Annotated in this window: 15 protein-coding genes; 4 read left to right on the top strand and 11 right to left on the bottom strand. The window is 70.6% G+C overall.

What is annotated here, in order from left to right; all coding sequences use genetic code 11:
- Nucleotides 1-381: a metalloregulator ArsR/SmtB family transcription factor gene (locus ACFY9I_RS01905; protein ID WP_390995184.1), complete on the bottom strand. Its 381-nt coding sequence runs from the start codon at nucleotides 379-381 to the stop codon at nucleotides 1-3.
- A gap of 57 nt (nucleotides 382-438) precedes the next feature.
- Between ACFY9I_RS01905 and ACFY9I_RS01900 the strand changes: the two genes are divergently transcribed.
- The 3 genes from ACFY9I_RS01900 to ACFY9I_RS01890 all read left to right on the top strand — a co-directional run bounded on the left by ACFY9I_RS01900 (nucleotide 439) and on the right by ACFY9I_RS01890 (nucleotide 4,577).
- On the top strand, nucleotides 439-2,379 hold the full coding sequence (locus ACFY9I_RS01900) for a heavy metal translocating P-type ATPase (protein ID WP_390995181.1): 1,941 nt from the start codon (nucleotides 439-441) through the stop codon (nucleotides 2,377-2,379).
- An 89-nt stretch (nucleotides 2,380-2,468) separates the two neighbouring features.
- Nucleotides 2,469-3,953 carry an AlkA N-terminal domain-containing protein gene (locus tag ACFY9I_RS01895; protein WP_390995729.1) on the top strand — a complete coding sequence of 495 codons (1,485 nt, stop codon included), beginning with the start codon at nucleotides 2,469-2,471 and terminating at the stop codon, nucleotides 3,951-3,953.
- 141 nt (nucleotides 3,954-4,094) lie between these two features.
- Nucleotides 4,095-4,577, top strand: a complete 483-nt coding sequence (locus ACFY9I_RS01890) for a methylated-DNA--[protein]-cysteine S-methyltransferase (protein ID WP_390995726.1) — start codon at nucleotides 4,095-4,097, stop codon at nucleotides 4,575-4,577.
- A gap of 38 nt (nucleotides 4,578-4,615) precedes the next feature.
- Here ACFY9I_RS01890 and ACFY9I_RS01885 read toward each other — a convergent pair whose 3' ends face one another.
- The 4 genes from ACFY9I_RS01885 to ACFY9I_RS01870 form a co-directional block, all read right to left on the bottom strand.
- Nucleotides 4,616-5,350 (bottom strand): Sir2 family NAD-dependent protein deacetylase, encoded by a 735-nt coding sequence (locus tag ACFY9I_RS01885; RefSeq protein WP_390995178.1) that lies wholly within the window; start codon nucleotides 5,348-5,350, stop codon nucleotides 4,616-4,618.
- 64 nt (nucleotides 5,351-5,414) lie between these two features.
- Nucleotides 5,415-7,988, bottom strand: coding sequence for a PQQ-binding-like beta-propeller repeat protein (locus ACFY9I_RS01880; RefSeq protein WP_390995176.1), 2,574 nt, complete (start codon nucleotides 7,986-7,988; stop codon nucleotides 5,415-5,417).
- Between the two features lie 414 nt (nucleotides 7,989-8,402).
- The gene (locus ACFY9I_RS01875; protein ID WP_390995174.1) at nucleotides 8,403-8,894 is read right to left on the bottom strand and encodes an NUDIX domain-containing protein; all 492 of its coding nucleotides are present in this window, start codon (nucleotides 8,892-8,894) and stop codon (nucleotides 8,403-8,405) included.
- Nucleotides 8,895-8,959: 65 nt separating this feature from the next.
- Nucleotides 8,960-10,030, bottom strand: a complete 1,071-nt coding sequence (locus ACFY9I_RS01870) for an ADP-ribosylglycohydrolase family protein (RefSeq protein ID WP_390995723.1) — start codon at nucleotides 10,028-10,030, stop codon at nucleotides 8,960-8,962.
- Nucleotides 10,031-10,292: 262 nt separating this feature from the next.
- On the opposite strand from ACFY9I_RS01870, the gene ACFY9I_RS01865 reads away from it, so the two are divergent.
- Nucleotides 10,293-11,462, top strand: a complete 1,170-nt coding sequence (locus tag ACFY9I_RS01865) for a glycerate kinase (protein ID WP_390995171.1) — start codon at nucleotides 10,293-10,295, stop codon at nucleotides 11,460-11,462.
- Between the two features lie 195 nt (nucleotides 11,463-11,657).
- On the opposite strand, the gene pssA is transcribed toward ACFY9I_RS01865, so the two are convergent.
- From pssA to ACFY9I_RS01835, 6 genes are all read right to left on the bottom strand, one after another.
- The gene (gene pssA / locus ACFY9I_RS01860) at nucleotides 11,658-12,530 is read right to left on the bottom strand and encodes a CDP-diacylglycerol--serine O-phosphatidyltransferase (RefSeq protein WP_390995169.1); all 873 of its coding nucleotides are present in this window, start codon (nucleotides 12,528-12,530) and stop codon (nucleotides 11,658-11,660) included.
- The gene (locus tag ACFY9I_RS01855) at nucleotides 12,517-13,173 is read right to left on the bottom strand and encodes a phosphatidylserine decarboxylase (RefSeq protein ID WP_390995166.1); all 657 of its coding nucleotides are present in this window, start codon (nucleotides 13,171-13,173) and stop codon (nucleotides 12,517-12,519) included. The genes pssA and ACFY9I_RS01855 overlap by 14 nt, the downstream gene beginning before the upstream one ends.
- A gap of 191 nt (nucleotides 13,174-13,364) precedes the next feature.
- Nucleotides 13,365-14,606, bottom strand: a complete 1,242-nt coding sequence (locus ACFY9I_RS01850) for an acyl-CoA dehydrogenase family protein (protein WP_390995163.1) — start codon at nucleotides 14,604-14,606, stop codon at nucleotides 13,365-13,367.
- 2 nt (nucleotides 14,607-14,608) lie between these two features.
- Nucleotides 14,609-15,121 carry a MaoC/PaaZ C-terminal domain-containing protein gene (locus tag ACFY9I_RS01845; RefSeq protein ID WP_390995161.1) on the bottom strand — a complete coding sequence of 171 codons (513 nt, stop codon included), beginning with the start codon at nucleotides 15,119-15,121 and terminating at the stop codon, nucleotides 14,609-14,611.
- A 15-nt stretch (nucleotides 15,122-15,136) separates the two neighbouring features.
- Nucleotides 15,137-16,111, bottom strand: a complete 975-nt coding sequence (locus tag ACFY9I_RS01840) for an aldolase/citrate lyase family protein (protein WP_390995158.1) — start codon at nucleotides 16,109-16,111, stop codon at nucleotides 15,137-15,139.
- Nucleotides 16,108-18,183 (bottom strand): methylmalonyl-CoA mutase family protein, encoded by a 2,076-nt coding sequence (locus tag ACFY9I_RS01835; protein WP_390995720.1) that lies wholly within the window; start codon nucleotides 18,181-18,183, stop codon nucleotides 16,108-16,110. The genes ACFY9I_RS01840 and ACFY9I_RS01835 overlap by 4 nt, the downstream gene beginning before the upstream one ends.
- Nucleotides 18,184-18,224 lie beyond the last annotated feature (41 nt).

Raw genomic sequence — 18,224 nt, 5'->3', positions numbered from 1 at the left:
TCAGTCGCCGTCCGGCACGTCGCTGATCCCCAGCCTCAGGTGCTCCACGTGGTAGACGGCCTGGTCCAGCAGCTCGGCGACATGGTGGTCGTGCAGCGCGTACACCACCGAACGGCCCCGCCGCTCGCCCACGACCAGGCCGAGGTTGCGTAGCAGGCGCAACTGGTGGGAACAGGCGGACTGTTCCATCCCGACCTCGGCGGCCAACTCGGTCGCCGGGAGCGGGCCCTCGCGCAGCCGGGCCAGGATCAGCAGCCGGGACGGGGTGGAGAGGGCCTGGAGGGTGGTGGCCACCTTGGCGACGTTGCCCGCGTCCAGGCGCACGCGGGCGGCGGCGTCCTGCGTGGCGTCCTGCGCTGCGGTGACGGCTCCATGACCCATGGCGAGTATCTTACCCATCGCACATGAAGGCATGAATGAGTCTTCATGTGTTCCTGTATGGTGGGCCGCGTGTCTGTCACCCTCGCGCCTTCACCCACCCGCCGTACGCCCGCCACGACGGCCCCCCGCCGCCGTACCCGCGTCCTCGCCCTGCCCGAGGCCCGCTGGGCGCTGGCGTCGACCGTCGCCTTCCTGCTCGCGTTCCCGCTGGACATCGCCGGCGTCTCCGCCTGGCTGTACGGCCCGCTCTATGTGCTCGCGTACGCGGCCGGCGGCTGGGAGCCCGCCCTCGAAGGGCTGCGGGCGCTGCGGGAGAAGAGCCTGGACGTCGATCTGTTGATGATCGTCGCGGCCCTCGGAGCGGCCGCGATCGGCCAGGTCCTCGACGGCGCCCTGCTGATCGTCATCTTCGCCACCTCCGGTGCCCTCGAAGCCCTGGCCACGGCCCGCACGGAGGACTCCGTACGGGGACTGCTCGACCTCGCGCCCACCACGGCCACCCGGCTGTCGGCGGACGGCGCCACCGAGGAGACCGTGCCGACGGACCGGCTCGCCGTAGGCGACGTGGTGCTGGTCCGTCCCGGGGAGCGCATCGGCGCCGACGGGCAGGTCCTGGAGGGCGAGAGCGAGGCCGACCAGGCCACCATCACCGGCGAACCGCTGCCCGTTCCCAAAGCCCCGGGCGACGAGGTCTTCGCGGGCACCCTCAACGGCACCGGCGCGCTGCGCGTCCGCGTCGAGCGCGACCCCGCCGACTCCGTGATCGCCCGTATCGTCAGCCTCGTCGAGGAGGCCTCCCGCACCAAGGCACCGACCCAGCTCTTCATCGAGAAGATCGAACAGCGGTACGCGGTTGGGATCGTCGTCGCCACGCTCGCCGTCTTCGGCGTCCCGCTCGCCTTCGGCGAGGACCTCACGGACGCCCTGCTCCGCGCCATGACCTTCATGATCGTCGCCTCGCCGTGCGCGGTCGTCCTCGCCACCATGCCGCCGCTGCTCTCCGCCATCGCCACCGCCGGCCGCCATGGTGTCCTCGTCAAGTCCGCCGTCGCGATGGAACGCCTCGGCGAGATCGATGCCGTCGCCCTCGACAAGACCGGCACGCTCACGGAGGGCACACCCGAGGTCACGGCCGTACGGCCCCTGCCGGGCTCCGGACTCGACGAGGACGGGCTGCTGGCGCTGGCGGCGGCCGCCGAGCACCCCAGCGAGCACCCGCTGGCCCGAGCGGTGGTGGCGGCCGCCGGTGCGCGGGGGCTGCGCCCGGCCGCCGCCGAGGACTTCTCGGCCATGCCCGGCCGGGGCGTGCGGGCCACCGTCGAGGGATGCGTGGTGGCGGTGGGGCGCCCGGGGGAGTACGGGGAGGGTGCCGACGGCGGTACGACCGTCCTCGTCGAGCGGGACGGGGTCGCCGTCGGCACGCTCACCCTCACCGACCGGCTGCGCCACGACGCGCCCGCCGCGGTGACGGCGCTCACCGACGTGACCGGTGCGTCCGCCGTCCTGCTGACCGGCGACAACAGGCGTACGGCCGCGCAGGTGGCGGACGCCACCGGAATCACCGATGTGCGGGCGGAGCTGCTGCCGGAGCACAAGGTGGAGGCCGTACGAGAGCTCCAGGGGGCGGGCCGCAAGGTGCTGTTCGTCGGGGACGGCGTCAACGACGCGCCCGCGCTCGCCGCCGCGCACTCCGGTGTCGCGATGGGGCGGGCCGGGTCCGATCTCGCGCTGGAGACGGCGGACGCGGTGGTGGTGAGGGACGAGCTGGGCGCGATTGCGGCGGTGGTGCGGTTGTCGCGGGCGGCTCGGCGGTTGGTGGTGCAGAACCTGGTGATCGCCGGTGTCTGCATCGCGGTGCTGGTGGTGTGGGATCTGGTGGGGCATCTGCCCTTGCCCCTCGGGGTGGCCGGGCACGAGGGGTCGACGGTGTTGGTGGGGCTCAATGGGCTGCGGTTGCTTCGGGAATCCGCGTGGGGGAGGGCGGAGCGAGCGGCCTGAGGGGCAGTAGCAGGTCACACCACGCTGATGTCGAATTCCCGCCAGCCCCACGCCCTCCCCTCCCCGATGCTTGAGGCATGCGGAACGGGATGTACAGGGATACGGAACGGTGTGTGCGGGCCGTGCGGTCGAAGGACGCTCGGTTCGACGGGTGGGTCTTCACGGCGGTGGTGACCACGCGGATCTACTGTCGGCCGAGCTGTCCGGTGGTGCCGCCGAAGGCGGAGAACATGACGTTCTACCCGAGCGCGGCGGCGTGTCAGCAGGCCGGTTTCCGGGCGTGCAAGCGGTGCCGGCCGGACACCACTCCCGGGTCACCCGAGTGGGATCAGCGGGCCGATCTGGTGGCGCGGGCGATGCGGCTGCTGGGGGACGGGGTGGTGGACCGGGAGGGCGTGCCGGGGCTGGCCCGGCGGCTCGGCTACAGCACGCGGCAGATCGAACGGCAGTTGCTGGCCGAGCTGGGGGCGGGCCCGCTGGCGCTGGCCCGCGCACAGCGGGCGCAGACCGCGCGGCTGCTGATCGAGACGACCGCGCTGCCGATGGCGGAGATCGCGTTCGCCGCCGGGTTCGCCTCGATCCGGACGTTCAACGACACCGTGCGGGAGGTCTTCGCTCTGTCGCCGAGCGAACTGCGCGAACGGGCCACACGATCCGCCCGGCAGCGCTCCGACTCCCCCGGCACCGCGGGGGCGTTGAGTCTCCGGTTGCCCTTCCGGGCCCCGCTCAACCCCGACAACCTCTTCGGCCACCTCGCGGCCACCGCCGTCCCCGGCGTGGAGGAGTGGCGCGACGGCGCGTACCGGCGCACGCTCCGCCTCCCCCACGGCCACGGCATCGTGGGCCTCACGCCGGAGCCCGACCACATCGCCTGCCGCCTCACCCTCAGCGATCCGCGCGACCTGCCCGTCGCCATCAGCCGTTGCCGTCGCATGCTCGACCTGGACGCCGACCCGGTCGCCGTCGACGAGCAGTTGCGCACCGATCCGGAGCTCGCGCCGCTGGTGGACAAGGCGCCCGGCCGCCGGGTGCCGCGTACCGTCGACGAGGCCGAGTTCGCCGTACGGGCGGTGCTGGGTCAGCAGGTGTCCACGGCCGCGGCCCGTACCCACGCGGCCCGGCTGGTCACCGCCCACGGCGAGCCCGTCGACGACCCCGAGGGCGGCCTCACCCACCTCTTCCCCTCCCCCGAGGCGCTGGCGGACGTCGACCCCGAGACGCTCGCGATGCCCCGCACCCGCCGGTCCACCCTCACCACACTCGTGCGACAACTCGCCGACGGAGAGCTGCACCTGGGCGTCGACAGCGACTGGGCGGAGACCCGCGCCCGGCTCCTCGCCCTCCCGGGCTTCGGCCCCTGGACCGTCGAGGTCATCGCGATGCGCGCCCTCGGTGACCCCGACGCCTTCCTTCCCGGCGATCTCGGAATCCGGCGCGCCGCGAAGGAGCTGGGCCTGCCGTCCACCCCGGCCGCGCTCACGGCCCGCGCGGCGGCCTGGCGGCCGTGGCGGGCGTACGCGGTCCAGTACCTGTGGGCGACGGACAGCCACCCCATCAACTTCCTGCCCATATAGACCGGTTCGGCCATCATCGACCAACCAACCAACCAACCAACCAAGGACCAAGGACCTCCCATGGAACAGCGAAATCAAGTGCGGCAGGTGGAGAAGGTGCGGCAAGCACAGCGAGTGCACCAGGTGCGTCAAGTACCGCGACTGAGGCGGCACACCGTCATCGACAGTCCCTATGGCCCCCTCACCCTCGTCGCCGACGACGGTGTCCTGTGCGGCCTCTACATGACCCGGCAGCGCCACCGCCCGGCGGAGGAGAGCTTCGGCGCCCGCGACGACACCCTCTTCGCCACGGCGGAGGAACAGCTCACGGCCTATTTCGCGGGCGAGTTGAAGGAGTTCACCCTCGAACTCCGACTCCACGGCACCCCGTTCCAGCGCGCCGTCTGGGAACAGCTCGTGCGGATCCCCTACGGCGAGACCCGCTCGTACGGTGACCTCGCCCACGCCCTGGGCAACCCGAAGGCCTCGCGCGCGGTCGGCCTCGCCAACGGCAAGAACCCCGTCGGCATCATCGTCCCCTGTCACCGCGTGGTCGGTTCCGACGGCAGCCTCACCGGATACGGCGGCGGCGTGGAGCGCAAACAGCGCCTGCTGGACTTCGAACGGGGAACGGCTCTCTTCTGATTCCGGCGGAGCGTGCGGCACCGCTCCCTCTCCGGCCCTCAGGCGCTCGCCGCGCCGATCCCGCGCAGCACCGTCGGAAACGCGGTGCCGATGGGCTCGCGGATCACCTCGTCGGCGATCTCGTCGTACGGGGTCGGCTCGGCGTTGACGATGACCAGCCGTGCCCCGTGGTCGGCCGCGACACCAGCGAGCCCGGCGGCGGGCTGGACCTTGAGGCTGGTGCCCACGGCGACGAAGATCTGACAGGCCTTGGTGATCGCGACGGCCTCCCCGAGCACGACGGGGTCCAGGCGCTCGCCGAACATCACCGTCGCCGACTTCAGCACGCCCCCGCACTCCAGGCACGGCGGATCGTCCTCACCGGCCTCGACACGGGCGAGGGCATCCGCCATCGACCCGCGGGCAGAGCACTCGGTGCACACGAACTCCCGGGCCGTGCCGTGCAGTTCGAGGACCTTGCGGGCCGGCATCCCGGCGAGCTGGTGCAGCCCGTCGACATTCTGCGTGATCACCCGCACCGGCACCCCGGACCGCTCCAGCTCGGCCACCGCCCGGTGCGCCACATTGGGCTCCGCCCGCAGGGTCCGGTTCTGCCTCCGCATCTGCCACGAACGCCGTCGGATCTCCGGATCGCCCATGTAGTACTCGTACGTCACCAGCTTCTCCGCCTCCGGATCCCGCCGCCACAGCCCGTTCGGGCCCCGGTAGTCGGGGATGCCGGAGTCGGTGGAGATGCCTGCGCCACTGAGGATGGCGACGAGGGGCTTGTTCATGGGGCGAGGGTAGGTCGCCGGTTCGGCCGGGGCGAGCGGAATATCGGGAACGGCCGTAGTGGCGTCAGGGCGTCGGCAGGCCGTAGGTACGGTCGTAGTGCTGGGCTACCAGGACGCCGGAGGGTGCGCAGGCGAGCTGCCAGTCGTTGACGCCGGTCTCCAGGCCGTCCGTGAAGTTCCACAGCAGTCCGCCCCCGGCGGCGCCGATGGCGTAGAAGCCGTTCCTGTTCTTGTAGGCGGGGACGTAGACGGCGTCGGCGCCGGCGGTGACCGGCCGGTCGGTGTTCAGACGCGGGGTGGGGCAGAACCAGCGGCGGGCTCCGGTCCCGGCGTTGAAGGCGTACACGCCGTAAGGGTCCGTTCCGGTGACGTAGATCGTGTTGCCGTAGGCGCCGAGGGAGGCGAACATGCCGCGTTCGGGCTTCACCCGCCAGCGGAGCCTGCCCGTGGCGATGTCCAGGGCCTCCAGCTCCTGGCCGATGGTGAACACCGTGCGGTTGAGCACGGCGAGGCCGGGCCGCAGGTCGTAGCCGACGGGGTGCCGCCACAGGACGCCGGAGCTGTCGGTGCTGCGGACGGTGACATTGCGCAGACCGTCGGCGTAGACGAAGTAACCGGGGACGATGACCGGCGCCAGCCGGATGCCGACGTCCTCCGGGCTGATGGGGATGACCTCGGCCAGACGGGCCGCGAGGTCGACACCGAACACCGTGTCCGTGGACGTGGCGACTCCCTGCTCGTCGGACTCGCGCCGCAGGCCGACGCCGATGACGGAGATCGCCCGGTCGTCGATGTTGCCGAGCAGGGTGTTGAACCGGAAGTCCGGCCCGAAGTCGATGGTGAAACGTTCCGTTCCGTCGACCGGGTCGACTCCGATCACGGTCGACCCCTCACCGAGCGCGATCGCGGCGTCGAAGGCCAGCACGGTCGGCGTGGGGGACTGGCTGATGCCCTCGTAGACCCACTTCGGCCGGGTGCCGTCCTTGAGGTCGAGACAGACCATGTCACCCGGGCGGGTCTTCACCAGGGCCGTTCCTTCGTGGAAGACGGCCGGTGCCTGGAGAAGCGGGCCGCCGCGGTAGGTCCACAGCGGCTTCGGGGCCGGACCCGCCGGCTTCACGGACCGGACGGCCGGTTCCTTCCGGCGGGCGAGCACCAGGGCGGCGCCGGTGGCGACGGCGGCGGCGCCCGCCGACACCGCGAGGACCGAACGCCGGGACGGACCGGACCGGGAGGCCGCGCGGCGGTGACCGGTGGAGCCGGCGCGGTAGGGCCGCGGCTCCTCGGGAGGGGAGTACGGCTCGGCACCGGCGGAGGGCTCCGGCTCAGCCGGCCCGCAGGCCGACCCGTCGGCCTGCGGGCCGGGGCGCCCGGAGCGGTCGTAGGGGCCGGAGGCGCACGCCGACGGGGTCGCCGTGGCGTTCGGCGCGCTGTCCTGCTGGAAGTCGTACGCGGCGCGCTCGGGCTGGAAGTCGTAGGCGGCCCGGTCCGGCGCGAAGTCGTACGCGGCGCCGTCCGGGCGGGCGTCGTACGTGGCCCGGTCCGGCTGGAGGTCGTCCGTCCGCGGGCCCTCGGTGTGGCCGTACTCGGCGACGCGGTCCGTGCCGTGGTCGTACGCCGGACGGTCCGTGCTGTGGCCGTGCCGTGCCCGGTCCTGGTCGCAACGGTCGGGGGCCTGGTCGTCGCCGTACACGTCCGGCTTCGGATCCGTCGCGGTCGAGGCGAACGAGGCCGGGCTGTTCGGCGCGATCTCGAGCGTCCTGACCGCCGCCGCGCGGAGCGCGATGGAGGAGGCCACCCAAGGCGGCAGCCAGTCGTCGCCCGTGCACTGCTCCACCCCGCCGGGCGCGCAGGCGGCGGCCAGTTTGTCCGGGGTGATCCGCAGCCGGGGGTCCTTGGCGAGACAGAGGTTGATGATCTTGTCGAGGGGTTCGGGCACGCCTGTCAGATCGGGTGCGCTGTGCACGACCTGGTAGAGGAGCGTGGCCGCCGCGCTGCCGTTGAACGGAGCGTGCCCGGCCGCGGCGAACGTCAGGACCGAGCCGAGCGAGAAGATGTCGCCCTCGGGGCCCAGCGGCTCGCCCGTGGCCTGCTCGGGGCACATGTACTCGAAGGAGCCGAAGAGGGCGCCGGAGCGGGTGAGGTCGTAGCCGTCGCTCGCGCGCACGATGCCGAAGTCGATCACACGGGGACCGTCGGCGGCCAGCAGGACGTTGGACGGCTTGAGGTCGCGGTGCACCAGCCCGGCCGCCTGCACCGAGATCAGCGCCTCGGCTATGCCCGCGCCCAGCACGAGCACCGAGTCCACCGGCAGTGGGCCGTGCGCGGCGACCGCCTCGGCCAGGGTGGGGCCGGCGATGTAGGCCGTGGCCAGCCACGGGACGGGGGCCTCGGGGTCGGCGTCCACCACGGGCGCGGTGTATCTGCCGCCGACGGCCCCGGCGGCCTCCACCTCCCGGCGGAAGCGGATGCGGAAGTTCTTGTCCCCCATCAGCTCGGGACGGATGGCCTTGACCGCGACGGTTCGCCCTTCGGGGGACCGCGCGAGATAGACCCGTCCCATGCCTCCCGCGCCGAGCCGGGCCACGAGACGGTAGGGACCTAGCTCCTCGGGATCGTCTGAGCCCAGTGGTTCCATGACCTCGGCTGCCTGTTCGGTGAGTACGGGCGGGAAACGGCCCGCGGTGGGGGAGACCGACTGATCCGGGCGGCTCCCGGTGACCGTTCCCCCAGGAACTCCGGATCTCCCGGAGCCACGGCCCGCCCTCGGGCCGCCGGTCACGGGTGTCCCGAGTGCTGCCCCGGTGCCGGAGCGAGGCGAAGAGGCGGGATCGCTCGGTCGGGGGTGACGTCAGCCTAGATGCTGAAGTGACGGGCGGGCAGCGTTTTCAGCCAGCGCTTTAAACTTCCATTAAGTGGATGGTTCACGCTTTTCACGTTCCGTACAAGGGAAGTTGACGGGAGGTCAGCTGACTCCTGTAACCGGCGGACGCGGCCCCCGATGGCGCCGTGGCCGATCTTCGACGGTCCCCGGAGTCTTCCCGTCACCGGTTCAGCCGACCGGCGTCCCGTTCTCCAGCTCCACCGGACCCGTGCCCTCCGCCAGCGCGTCGAGGGCGGCGAGCACCCTGCCGCCCAACGCCCCGAGGAGGTACCCGGTGAGCTCGGCACGCGGGACGAGCCGCCATGACAGCAACTCCTCCTCCTGCAACCGGATCCGCTTCAGGTCCTCCTCGCCGAGCACCCCGCCGTCGTACACGTACGCCACCAGAGGTGGCCGCCCCACCCCGTGCACCCAGTCCACGGCGAGCAGCCGCCCCGGCGCGACGTCCAGCCCGATCTCCTCCAGGGTCTCGCGCCGGGCGCCCTGTCTCGGGGTCTCCCCGTCGTCCGACTCGATCGTCCCGCCCGGAAGTGCCCATCCCTCGCGGTAGTTGGGCTCGACGAGCAGCACCCGCCCCTCGGCGTCACGGAAGATCGCGGCGGCGCCGGCGAGGACACGGGGCAGGCTCGCGATGTACGCGGCAAAGTCCGCAGTGGTCATCCAGGAAGGGTAGACGGCGTCCCGGGGGCGGGGAACGGGCGCCCGGGGAGCGGAACGACCGGCGCTCAGGGGCCGGAGACCACCGCCAACCGGACCGTGCGCTCCGCGAGTTCCCCGATGCGCACCCCGTCGAAGCCGAACACGGCGCTGCGCACGGTGTCCTGAAGGGGCTCCTTCCACCGGTCCGGGATCGCCGCGGCCCCGCAGAGCACACCCGCCACCGAACCGGCGGTGGCCCCGTTCGAGTCGGTGTCCAGCCCGCCCCGGACGGTCAGCGCGATCGTACGGGTGAAGTCGCCCGCGCCGTACAGCAGTCCGGCGGTCAGCACCGCGGCGTTCGGCACGACGTGGATCCAGCCCAGCCCGCTGCTCTCCTCGTCCACCGTCGTCAGCGTGTCCTCCCAGGACAGCCCGGCGTCGTGCAGCGACACGACCCGCCGCACGGTCCGGGCCAGGCGGCTGCTCGCAGGGATCACCGCCAACGCCTCGTCCACGGCCGCCCGCACCCCGTGCGCGGTGAACGCCGCCGAGACCAGCGCCGCCGCCCACATCGCCCCGTACACGCCGTTCCCGGTGTGCGACAGCACCGCGTCGCGACGCGCCAGCGAGGCCGCCTGCCTGGGCCGGCCCGGACAGGTCCAGCCGAAGACGTCGGCACGGATGAGGGCGCCGATCCACTCCTGGTACGGGTTGTCGTACGTGGCGGTCAGCGGCGGTTTCAGACCGTTCGCGAGGTTGCGGTACGCCGCCCGCTCCGCCGTGAACGTCTGCAGATACGGCAGCCGCAGCAGCCACAGTTCGCCGACCTGCTCGGTACTGAAGCCGAAGCCGTGCGTTTCCAGCAGGTGCAGTCCCAGGATCGCGTAGTCGATGTCGTCGTCCCGGCAGCTGCCGTGGATCCGGCCGCGTACGCACTCACGCCACTCCGGCCGCAGCGCGAGCCCGTCGCCCTCCACGGCCGGCTCCGGGAAGTAGTCGGTCAGGGGCAGGGCCCCGGCCCGCCGTAGATAACCGTCGATCCGCTCCCGCGTCCACACGTCACCCTGCTCGACCGGTTTCCCGAGCATGTTGCCCGCGATCCGGCCCAGCCAGCCCCCGAGGACGCGGTCGGCGAGTTCGGTACCCACGGGGGGCATCGCGGTCACAGGCGGCGCGGGCGTCATGGGCGTCATGGGTGAAGGTCTACCCAATTCCGGGCATGGCCGCTCGGGGAGCGGAGTGGTGATGAGGCGGCGGCAGGTGCGAGCCCTCGGAGACATCGGTCGTACGCCGGGGGCGCGCGTGCGGTGTATCGGTGCGCGGGACGGGCATGGCGGACGGGGCACGGGCCGGTTAGGGTCACAGCGGCGCGACTGCCTTGACGTGCGACGCAAGGCCCGATGAGCGAGGGGAACACAGGTGGCGAACGCCGCTGGGGACGGGACTGACACTGGCACGGCGATCCCGCGGGTGCTGATCGCCGCGGACAAGTTCAAGGGCACGCTGACGGCCGTCCAGGTCGCCGGGCGGGTCACGGCGGGCCTGCGCCGGATCGTGCCCGACCTGGAGGTCGAGGCGCTGCCGGTGGCCGACGGGGGAGACGGCACGGTTGCCGCCGCGATCGCGGCCGGATTCGAACGACGCGAGGTGAGGGTCGGTGGGCCTCTCGGCGACCCCGTCACCGCCGCGTACGCGCTGCGCGGCGACACCGCCGTGGTCGAGATGGCCGAGGCGAGCGGGTTGCAGCGGTTGCCCGCCGGCGTCTTCGCACCGCTCACGGCCTCGACGTACGGCTCCGGAGAGCTGCTGCGGGCCGCGCTCGACGCCGGCGCCCGCACGATCGTGTTCGGTGTCGGCGGCAGTGCCACGACGGACGGTGGCGCGGGCATGCTCGCGGCGCTGGGCGCGCGTTTCCTGGACGCCGGCGGTGAGCCGGTCGGCCCCGGCGGCGGAGGCCTGCGCGATCTGGTGACGGCGGACCTGTCGGGCCTCGACGAGCGGTTCGCATCGGTCGACCTCGTCCTGGCCAGCGATGTCGACAACCCGCTGACGGGCCCGACGGGCGCCCCGGCCGTGTACGGGCCGCAGAAGGGCGCGAGTCCGGCGGACGTGGCGACGCTCGACGCGGCGCTGACCCATTTCGCGGCCGTCCTGGAGAAGACGGTCGGTGAGCGCGCCGCCGAATACGCCCTCGCCCCGGGTGCGGGCGCGGCCGGCGGCCTCGGCTACGGCGCCCTCGTCCTCGGCGCCCGCTTCCGCCCGGGGATCGAGGTCATGCTCGACGTCCTGGGCTTCGCGGCGGCGCTGGAGAAGGCCACGCTGGTGATCACCGGCGAGGGTTCCCTGGACGAGCAGACCCTCCACGGCAAGGCCCCGGCCGGGGTCGCGGCCGCCGCACGCGCCGCCGGCAAGGAGGTCGTCGCGGTGTGCGGCCGACTCGCGCTGCCTCCGAAGGCCCTGGGCCGGGCCGGTATCCGCCGGGCGTACCCCCTGACGGAGGTCGAGCCGGACCTGGCTCGCTGCATCGCCGATCCGGGGCCCATCCTGGAGCGGGTGGCCGAGCGGATCGGCCGGGACTTCCTCATCTGATCCGCTACGGCAGGGGGATCGGATTGCGGTCCGGTTCCCTGAAGTACTTGCCGCTTCGTGGCCTGTCTCCACGCGAGGTAGCTGACCCCCTCAAGGGCAAGCGAGCCGTATGTGCCACGGACGCTCTTGTACGCGAAACGGGTGTGGCCCGAGCCGTGATGGCTCGGGCCACACCCGTCAGCGGTGGAGCGGAGGTCAGGGAAGCTGCGCCGCCCGTGCCTCACGCCGGTTGTCGCGGAAGTTGTTCACCCGGCGCGCCGTGGCGAACAACGGGATGACCGCGCCCATGACGAGCTGCAGGGCGCAGCCGGTCTGGAGGAGGAGCTGGCCGCCGGGGGCGTCGAAGGCCCAGGCCGCCAGGAGGCCCATCGCGAGGACGATCCAGGTGAGCACCGCTCCCGCGAGGGGACCTCGCGGCTTCGGGTACTCGACCCGGCTCACCATCAGCCACGCGACACCGACGATGGCCAGGAGCGTCGCCACGAAGGGCAGCTCCAGGAGCACGATCGAGATGACCGTCAGCGCGCCGAACGGTGACGGCATGCCCTGGAAGGTGCCGTCCTTGACCGTCACACAGGAGAATCTCGCCAGCCTCAGCACCACCGCCAGCAGCACGACGATCGCACCCACCGCCGCCACCCGCTGGTGCGCGTCGTCCGCGACCATGCCGTAGACGAGGACGAAGTACGCCGGCGCGAGGCCGAAGCTGATCAGGTCGGAGAGGTTGTCCAGCTCCGCGCCCATCGGCGAGGAGCGGAGCTTGCGCGCCACCAGCCCGTCGAACAGGTCGAAGATCGCCGCGCACAGCATCAGGATCACGGCGGTGGCCGCGCTGTGGCGTGCCATGCCGGGCTCCTGGCTGCCGGTGAGGTCCGGGATCAGGATGCCGGTGGTGGTGAAGTACACCGCCATGAAGCCGCAGGTGGCGTTGCCCAGGGTGAGGGTGTCCGCTATCGACAGGCGGAGTGACAGCGGCATCTCCTCCGCGTCGGCCTCCACCTCGTCGGCGTCGGGCACCCAGCCCGCCCCGGTCTGGCCGGGTTGGGTCTCCGGATCAATCACGGTCAATGCGAGTCACCCCAGCCACGGTCTTCTGGCCCACCTCGACGTCGATCTCCACACCTTCGGGCAGGTAGATGTCGACGCGGGAACCGAAGCGGATCAGCCCGATCCGGTCACCCTGCTCGACCTTGGTGCCCTCGGGGATGTACGGAACGATACGGCGGGCCACGGCGCCGGCGATCTGGATCATCTCGATGTCACCGAGTTCGGTGTCGAAGTGCCAGACGACGCGCTCGTTGTTCTCGCTCTCCTTGTTGAACGCCGGTACGAACCCACCCGGGATGTGCTCCACGGACGTCACCGTGCCGGAGAGCGGCGCGCGGTTGACGTGGACGTTGAGCGGGCTCATGAAGATCGCGACGCGGGTGCGGCCGTCCTTCCACGGCATGATGCTCTGCACCACTCCGTCGGCGGGCGAGATGACCCGGCCCTGGGCGATCTCACGCTCGGGGTCGCGGAAGAACCACAGCATGCCCGCCGCCAGCGCGGTGGCGGGTACGGCCACGGCCCGCGCGGCGCCGGAGCGGCGCGAGCGGACGAGGCTGAGTGCTGCGGTGGCGACGGTCGGGAGAAGCCACGGCGATGCTCCGCGCGCGAGCCGTACGCCGGCGAGGCTGTCGCGAGGTGCAGAGGTTTGGCTGTGGGGCATGGATGACCTTCGTAGCGGACGATGCCGCGCAGTGACTGGGGACGGCGGCTTTCCGGGGATCGTACCGGTCGCGGACCGCAACTGGGCAAGCCAGGAAGCCGAGTCGACGGCCAAAGAGTGCTGACGGGGTGTGATCTTCTTCTCGAAGAAAACACCCCGAAATAGACAACCGACCCTTGACCAGACCTTGGCTAGCCCTGGAATCGATACTCTTCGAGCAGCCGACGACCGATGATCATTTTCTGGATTTCGGCGGTACCTTCACCGATCAGCAGCATCGGTGCCTCACGGTAGAGGCGCTCGATCTCGTACTCCTTGGAGAAGCCGTAACCGCCGTGGATCCGGAAAGCGTCCTCGACGACCTCTTTGCAGTATTCGGAGGCGAGGTACTTCGCCATCCCTGCTTCGAGGTCGTTTCGTTCGCCCGAGTCCTTTTTGCGAGCTGCGTTGACCATCATCGCATGAGCGGCCTCGACCTTGGTAGCCATCTCGGCCAGCTTGAACTGGATCGCCTGGTGCTGGGCGATCTGCTTGCCGAAAGTGTGGCGCTGCTGGGCGTACCGGACACCGAGTTCGAACGCACGCTGAGCGACGCCACAGCCACGGGCGGCCACATTCACCCGGCCGACCTCGACACCGTCCATCATTTGGTAAAACCCTCGGCCGGTGACGCCACCCAGTACACGATTGGCCGGAATACGTAGTCCGTCCATGATGAGTTCGGTCGTGTCGACGCCCTTGTAGCCCATCTTGTCGATCTTCCCGGGGATGGTCAGGCCGGGGCGGACCTCTCCGAAGCCGGGCTCCTTCTCGACGAGGAAGGTCGTCATCGACTTGTGAGGGGCCGTCCCCTCGGGGTGTCCTTCGTCACTTCGTACGAGAACGGCGACCAAGGTTGACGTTCCGCCGTTCGTCAGCCACATCTTCTGACCGTTCAGGACGTACTCTCCCCCACTCTCGGCTGCGCTCGAGCGGGAGGTGCCCCCATCCTCCTTGACCGCCTTCGATGTGATCGCCGATACATCCGAGCCGAGTCCCGGCTCCGACATGGAGAAGGCGCCCCGCACGTCACCGGCCGCCATCCTCGGCAGGAAGTGGTCCTTCTGTTCCTGCGTGCCGTGCTGCTTGATCATGTACGCCACGATGAAGTGCGTGTTGATGATCCCGGACACGGACATCCAGCCACGGGCGATCTCCTCCACGCACAGCGCGTACGTGAGGAGGGACTCGCCCAGACCGCCGTACTCCTCGGGGATCATCAGGCCGAAGAGGCCGAGTTCCTTGAGCCCGTCGACGATCGCTTGCGGGTACTCGTCGCGGTGCTCCAGCTCGGTCGCGACCGGGATGATCTCCTTGTCCACGAAATCGCGGACGGTGGAGAGGATCTCCTGCTGGACGTCCGTGAGCCCGTGGGTCTGGGCGAGTCGTGCCATGGCTACTTCTCCTGCTCCCTGAGCTGGGGGCGGCCCGGCTGCTCGCCGCCGCGCTCCTTGATGTAGGTCTCGGTGGGCACCATGACCTTGCGGCGGAAGACGCAGACCAGCGTGCCGTCCTGCTTGTAACCCTTGGTCTCGACGTGGACGATGCCGCGGTCGTTCTTCGACTTCGACGGCCACTTGTCGAGCACGGTCGTCTCGCCGTAGATCGTGTCACCGTGGAAGGTCGGCGCCACGTGCTTGAGCGACTCGATCTCCAGATTGGCGATCGCCTTGCCGGAGACGTCCGGCACGGACATGCCCAACAGCAGCGAGTAGATGTAGTTCCCCACCACCACGTTCCTGCCGAAGTCGGTCGTCTTCTCGGCGTAGTTGCCGTCCATGTGGAGCGGGTGATGGTTCATGGTGAGGAGACAGAAGAGATGGTCGTCGTACTCCGTGACCGTCTTCCCGGGCCAGTGCTTGTACACCGCCCCGACCTCGAACTCCTCGTATGTGCGTCCGAACTGCATCGTGCTCAGGGCTCCTCAGTCGACGGGAATCTCGAACTTCGACGTACGGGTCATGCCCGCCGCACGCCCCTTGCCGGAGACGACCAGGGCCATCTTCCGGCTGGCCTCGTCGATCATCTCGTCGCCGAGCATCGCCGAGCCCTTCCTGCCGCCCGCCTCGGACGTGTAGTAGTCGTACGCGTCCAGGATCAGCTCGGCGTGGTCGTAGTCCTCCTGCGACGGCGAGAAGATCTCGTTGGACGCCTCGACCTGGCCCGGGTGCAGCACCCACTTGCCGTCGAAGCCGAGGGCGGCGGCGCGCCGGGCGACCTCGCGGTAGCCGTCGATGTTGCGGATCTGCAGGTAGGGACCGTCGATCGCCTGGAGGTTGTTGGCGCGGGCGGCCATCAGGATCTTCATCAGGATGTAGTGGTAGGCGTCCGCCGGGTAGCCGGGCGGCTGCTCACCCACGACCAGCGACTTCATGTTGATCGACGCCATGAAGTCGGCCGGGCCGAAGATGATCGTCTCCACGCGCTGGGAAGCCGTCGCGATCTCGTTGACGTTGTTCAGGCCCTGCGCGTTCTCGATCTGCGCCTCGATGCCGATCTTGCCGACCTCGAAGCCCATCGTCTTCTCGATCTGGGTGAGGAGGAGATCGAGAGCGACGATCTGCTCGGCCGTCTGCACCTTCGGCAGCATGATGCAGTCGAGGTTCTGGCCGGCGCCCTCGACGACAGTCACGACATCGCGGTACGTCCACTCCGTCGTCCAGTCGTTGACGCGCACGACCCGCGTCTTGCCGGTCCAGTCGCCCTCGTTGAGGAACTTCACGATGGTGTGCCGCGCCTCGGGCTTGGCGAGCGGGGCGCAGGCGTCCTCCAGGTCGAGGAAGACCTGGTCCGCCGGGAGGCCCTGGGCCTTCTCCAGGAAGCGGGGGTTGCTTCCCGGCACCGCGAGGCAGGAGCGCCGCGGCCGGAGGCGGTTCACCTGAGGGGCAGGGCTGGTCATGCGGGGACCTCCGTGCTGATGAGGGAGTTGAGCTTGTTGGCCTTGCGGATCTCGTCGACGATACGGCCGATGATCCCGGTGATGTCGAAGTCCTTCGGGGTGAACACGGCGGCCACTCCGGCGGCCCTGAGCTGCGCCGCGTCCGCGTTCGGGATGATTCCGCCGGCGATCACCGGGATATCGCCGGCACCCGCCTCGCGCAGCCGCTCCAGCACGTCCGGGACGAGCTGGGCGTGCGAGCCGGAGAGGATGGAGAGGCCGACCGCGTGCACGTCCTCGGCGAGGGCCGCGTCCACGATCTGCTCCGGGGTGAGCCGGATGCCCTGATAGACCACCTCGAAGCCCGCGTCACGGGCCCGCACGGCGATCTGCTCGGCCCCGTTGGAGTGCCCGTCCAGGCCGGGCTTGCCGACCAGGAAGCGGAGCTTGCCGACGCCCAGGTCCTTCGCCGTCAGGTCCACCTTGCGGCGCACCTCCGCCATGACCGAGCCCTCCTCGGCGGAGACGGCCACCGGCGCCGACGAGACCCCGGTCGGCGCCCGGAACTCACCGAACACCTCACGCAGCGCCCCGGCCCACTCGCCCGTCGTGACGCCGGCGCGGGCGCACTCCAGGGTGGCCTCCATGAGGTTGTCGGTGCCCTTCGCGGACTCCTTCAGCCGCTCCAGCGCCTTGCACGGGCGCGGGTGGTTGAACGGCGGCTGGTAGCGCGTGTCGCGCCAGTTCCGGAGCGACCTGACGACCCGCGCCTCGACGGCCGGGTCCACCGTCTGGATCGCCGCGTCCAGGTCGGCGGTGAGTGGGTTCGGCTCCGTCGACTCGAAGACGTTGACGCCGACGATCTTCTCCTGGCCCGACTCGATCCGGGCCCGGCGCTCGGCGTGCGAGGAGACGAGCTGCGACTTGAGGTAGCCGGACTCGACGGCGGCCATCGCGCCGCCCATCTCCTGGATCCGCTCGATCTCGGCGAAGGACTCCTCGACCAACGTGGCCACCTTCGCCTCGATGACGTGCGAGCCCTCGAAGATGTCCTCGTACTCCAGCAGATCGCTCTCGTGCGCCAGCACCTGCTGGATCCGCAGCGACCACTGCTGGTCCCACGGCCGGGGCAGGCCCAGGGCCTCGTTCCAGGCCGGAAGCTGCACCGCCCTGGCCCGAGCGTCCTTGGAGAGGGTCACGGCCAGCATCTCCAGGACGATCCGCTGGACGTTGTTCTCCGGCTGTGCCTCGGTCAGGCCGAGGGAGTTGACCTGGACGCCGTACCGGAAGCGCCGGTGCTTGGGGTTCTCGATGCCGTACCGCTCGCGTGTGATCTGGTCCCAGATCCGCCCGAACGCCCGCATCTTGCACATCTCCTCGATGAAGCGGACGCCCGCGTTCACGAAGAAGGAGATACGGCCGACGACGTCACCCATGCGCTCCTGAGGCACCTGACCGGAGTCACGCACCGCGTCCAGCACCGCGATGGCCGTCGACATCGCGTACGCGATCTCCTGGACCGGCGTGGCCCCCGCCTCCTGCAGGTGGTAGCTGCAGATGTTGATCGGGTTCCACCTGGGGATGTGCGAGACCGTGTACGCGATCATGTCCGTCGTCAGCCGGAGCGAGGGTCCCGGCGGGAACACATGCGTGCCCCGCGACAGGTACTCCTTGACGATGTCGTTCTGGGTCGTGCCCTGGAGCTGGGTGATGTCGGCGCCCTGCTCCTCCGCGACGACCTGGTAGAGCGCCAGCAGCCACATGGCGGTGGCGTTGATGGTCATCGATGTGTTCATCTGCTCCAGCGGGATGTCCTGGAACAGCCTGCGCATGTCACCGAGGTGGGCCACCGGGACGCCGACCCGGCCGACCTCGCCGCGGGCGAGGATGTGGTCGGAGTCGTAGCCGGTCTGGGTCGGCAGGTCGAACGCGACCGACAGACCCGTCTGCCCTTTGGCGAGGTTGCGCCGGTACAGCTCGTTGGACGCCTCGGCCGTGGAGTGACCGGCGTACGTGCGCATCAGCCACGGCCGGTCCCTTTCCTTCTGCGGCTGCGCCTGGGAGCGCTCGGTGCCCGCGTCGACGTTCTTCAGTCCGCGGTCGCCGCGCTCCCTTGCCTTCGTCTCTTTCGACA

Source organism: Streptomyces sp. NPDC012510, from assembly GCF_042955065.1.
Taxonomy (GTDB): Bacteria; Actinomycetota; Actinomycetes; order Streptomycetales; family Streptomycetaceae; genus Streptomyces.
Note: the sequence above shows the minus strand (reverse complement) of the source record. Positions and strands in the feature narration are given on the sequence as shown.

Excerpts from the sequence above, each read along its gene's own strand:
- ACFY9I_RS01875 (WP_390995174.1), bottom strand. The coding sequence starts at position 8,894 with ATGACCACTGCGGACTTTGCCGCGTACATCGCGAGCCTGCCCCGTGTC.
- ACFY9I_RS01905 (WP_390995184.1), bottom strand. The coding sequence starts at position 381 with ATGGGTCATGGAGCCGTCACCGCAGCGCAGGACGCCACGCAGGACGCC.
- ACFY9I_RS01840 (WP_390995158.1), bottom strand. The coding sequence starts at position 16,111 with ATGACCAGCCCTGCCCCTCAGGTGAACCGCCTCCGGCCGCGGCGCTCC.
- ACFY9I_RS01895 (WP_390995729.1), top strand. The coding sequence starts at position 2,469 with ATGTACAGGGATACGGAACGGTGTGTGCGGGCCGTGCGGTCGAAGGAC.
- ACFY9I_RS01850 (WP_390995163.1), bottom strand. The coding sequence starts at position 14,606 with ATGGCACGACTCGCCCAGACCCACGGGCTCACGGACGTCCAGCAGGAG.
- ACFY9I_RS01855 (WP_390995166.1), bottom strand. The coding sequence starts at position 13,173 with ATGCCCCACAGCCAAACCTCTGCACCTCGCGACAGCCTCGCCGGCGTA.
- ACFY9I_RS01900 (WP_390995181.1), top strand. The coding sequence starts at position 439 with ATGGTGGGCCGCGTGTCTGTCACCCTCGCGCCTTCACCCACCCGCCGT.
- ACFY9I_RS01845 (WP_390995161.1), bottom strand. The coding sequence starts at position 15,121 with ATGCAGTTCGGACGCACATACGAGGAGTTCGAGGTCGGGGCGGTGTAC.
- ACFY9I_RS01880 (WP_390995176.1), bottom strand. The coding sequence starts at position 7,988 with ATGGAACCACTGGGCTCAGACGATCCCGAGGAGCTAGGTCCCTACCGT.
- ACFY9I_RS01885 (WP_390995178.1), bottom strand. The coding sequence starts at position 5,350 with ATGAACAAGCCCCTCGTCGCCATCCTCAGTGGCGCAGGCATCTCCACC.
- ACFY9I_RS01870 (WP_390995723.1), bottom strand. The coding sequence starts at position 10,030 with ATGCCCCCCGTGGGTACCGAACTCGCCGACCGCGTCCTCGGGGGCTGG.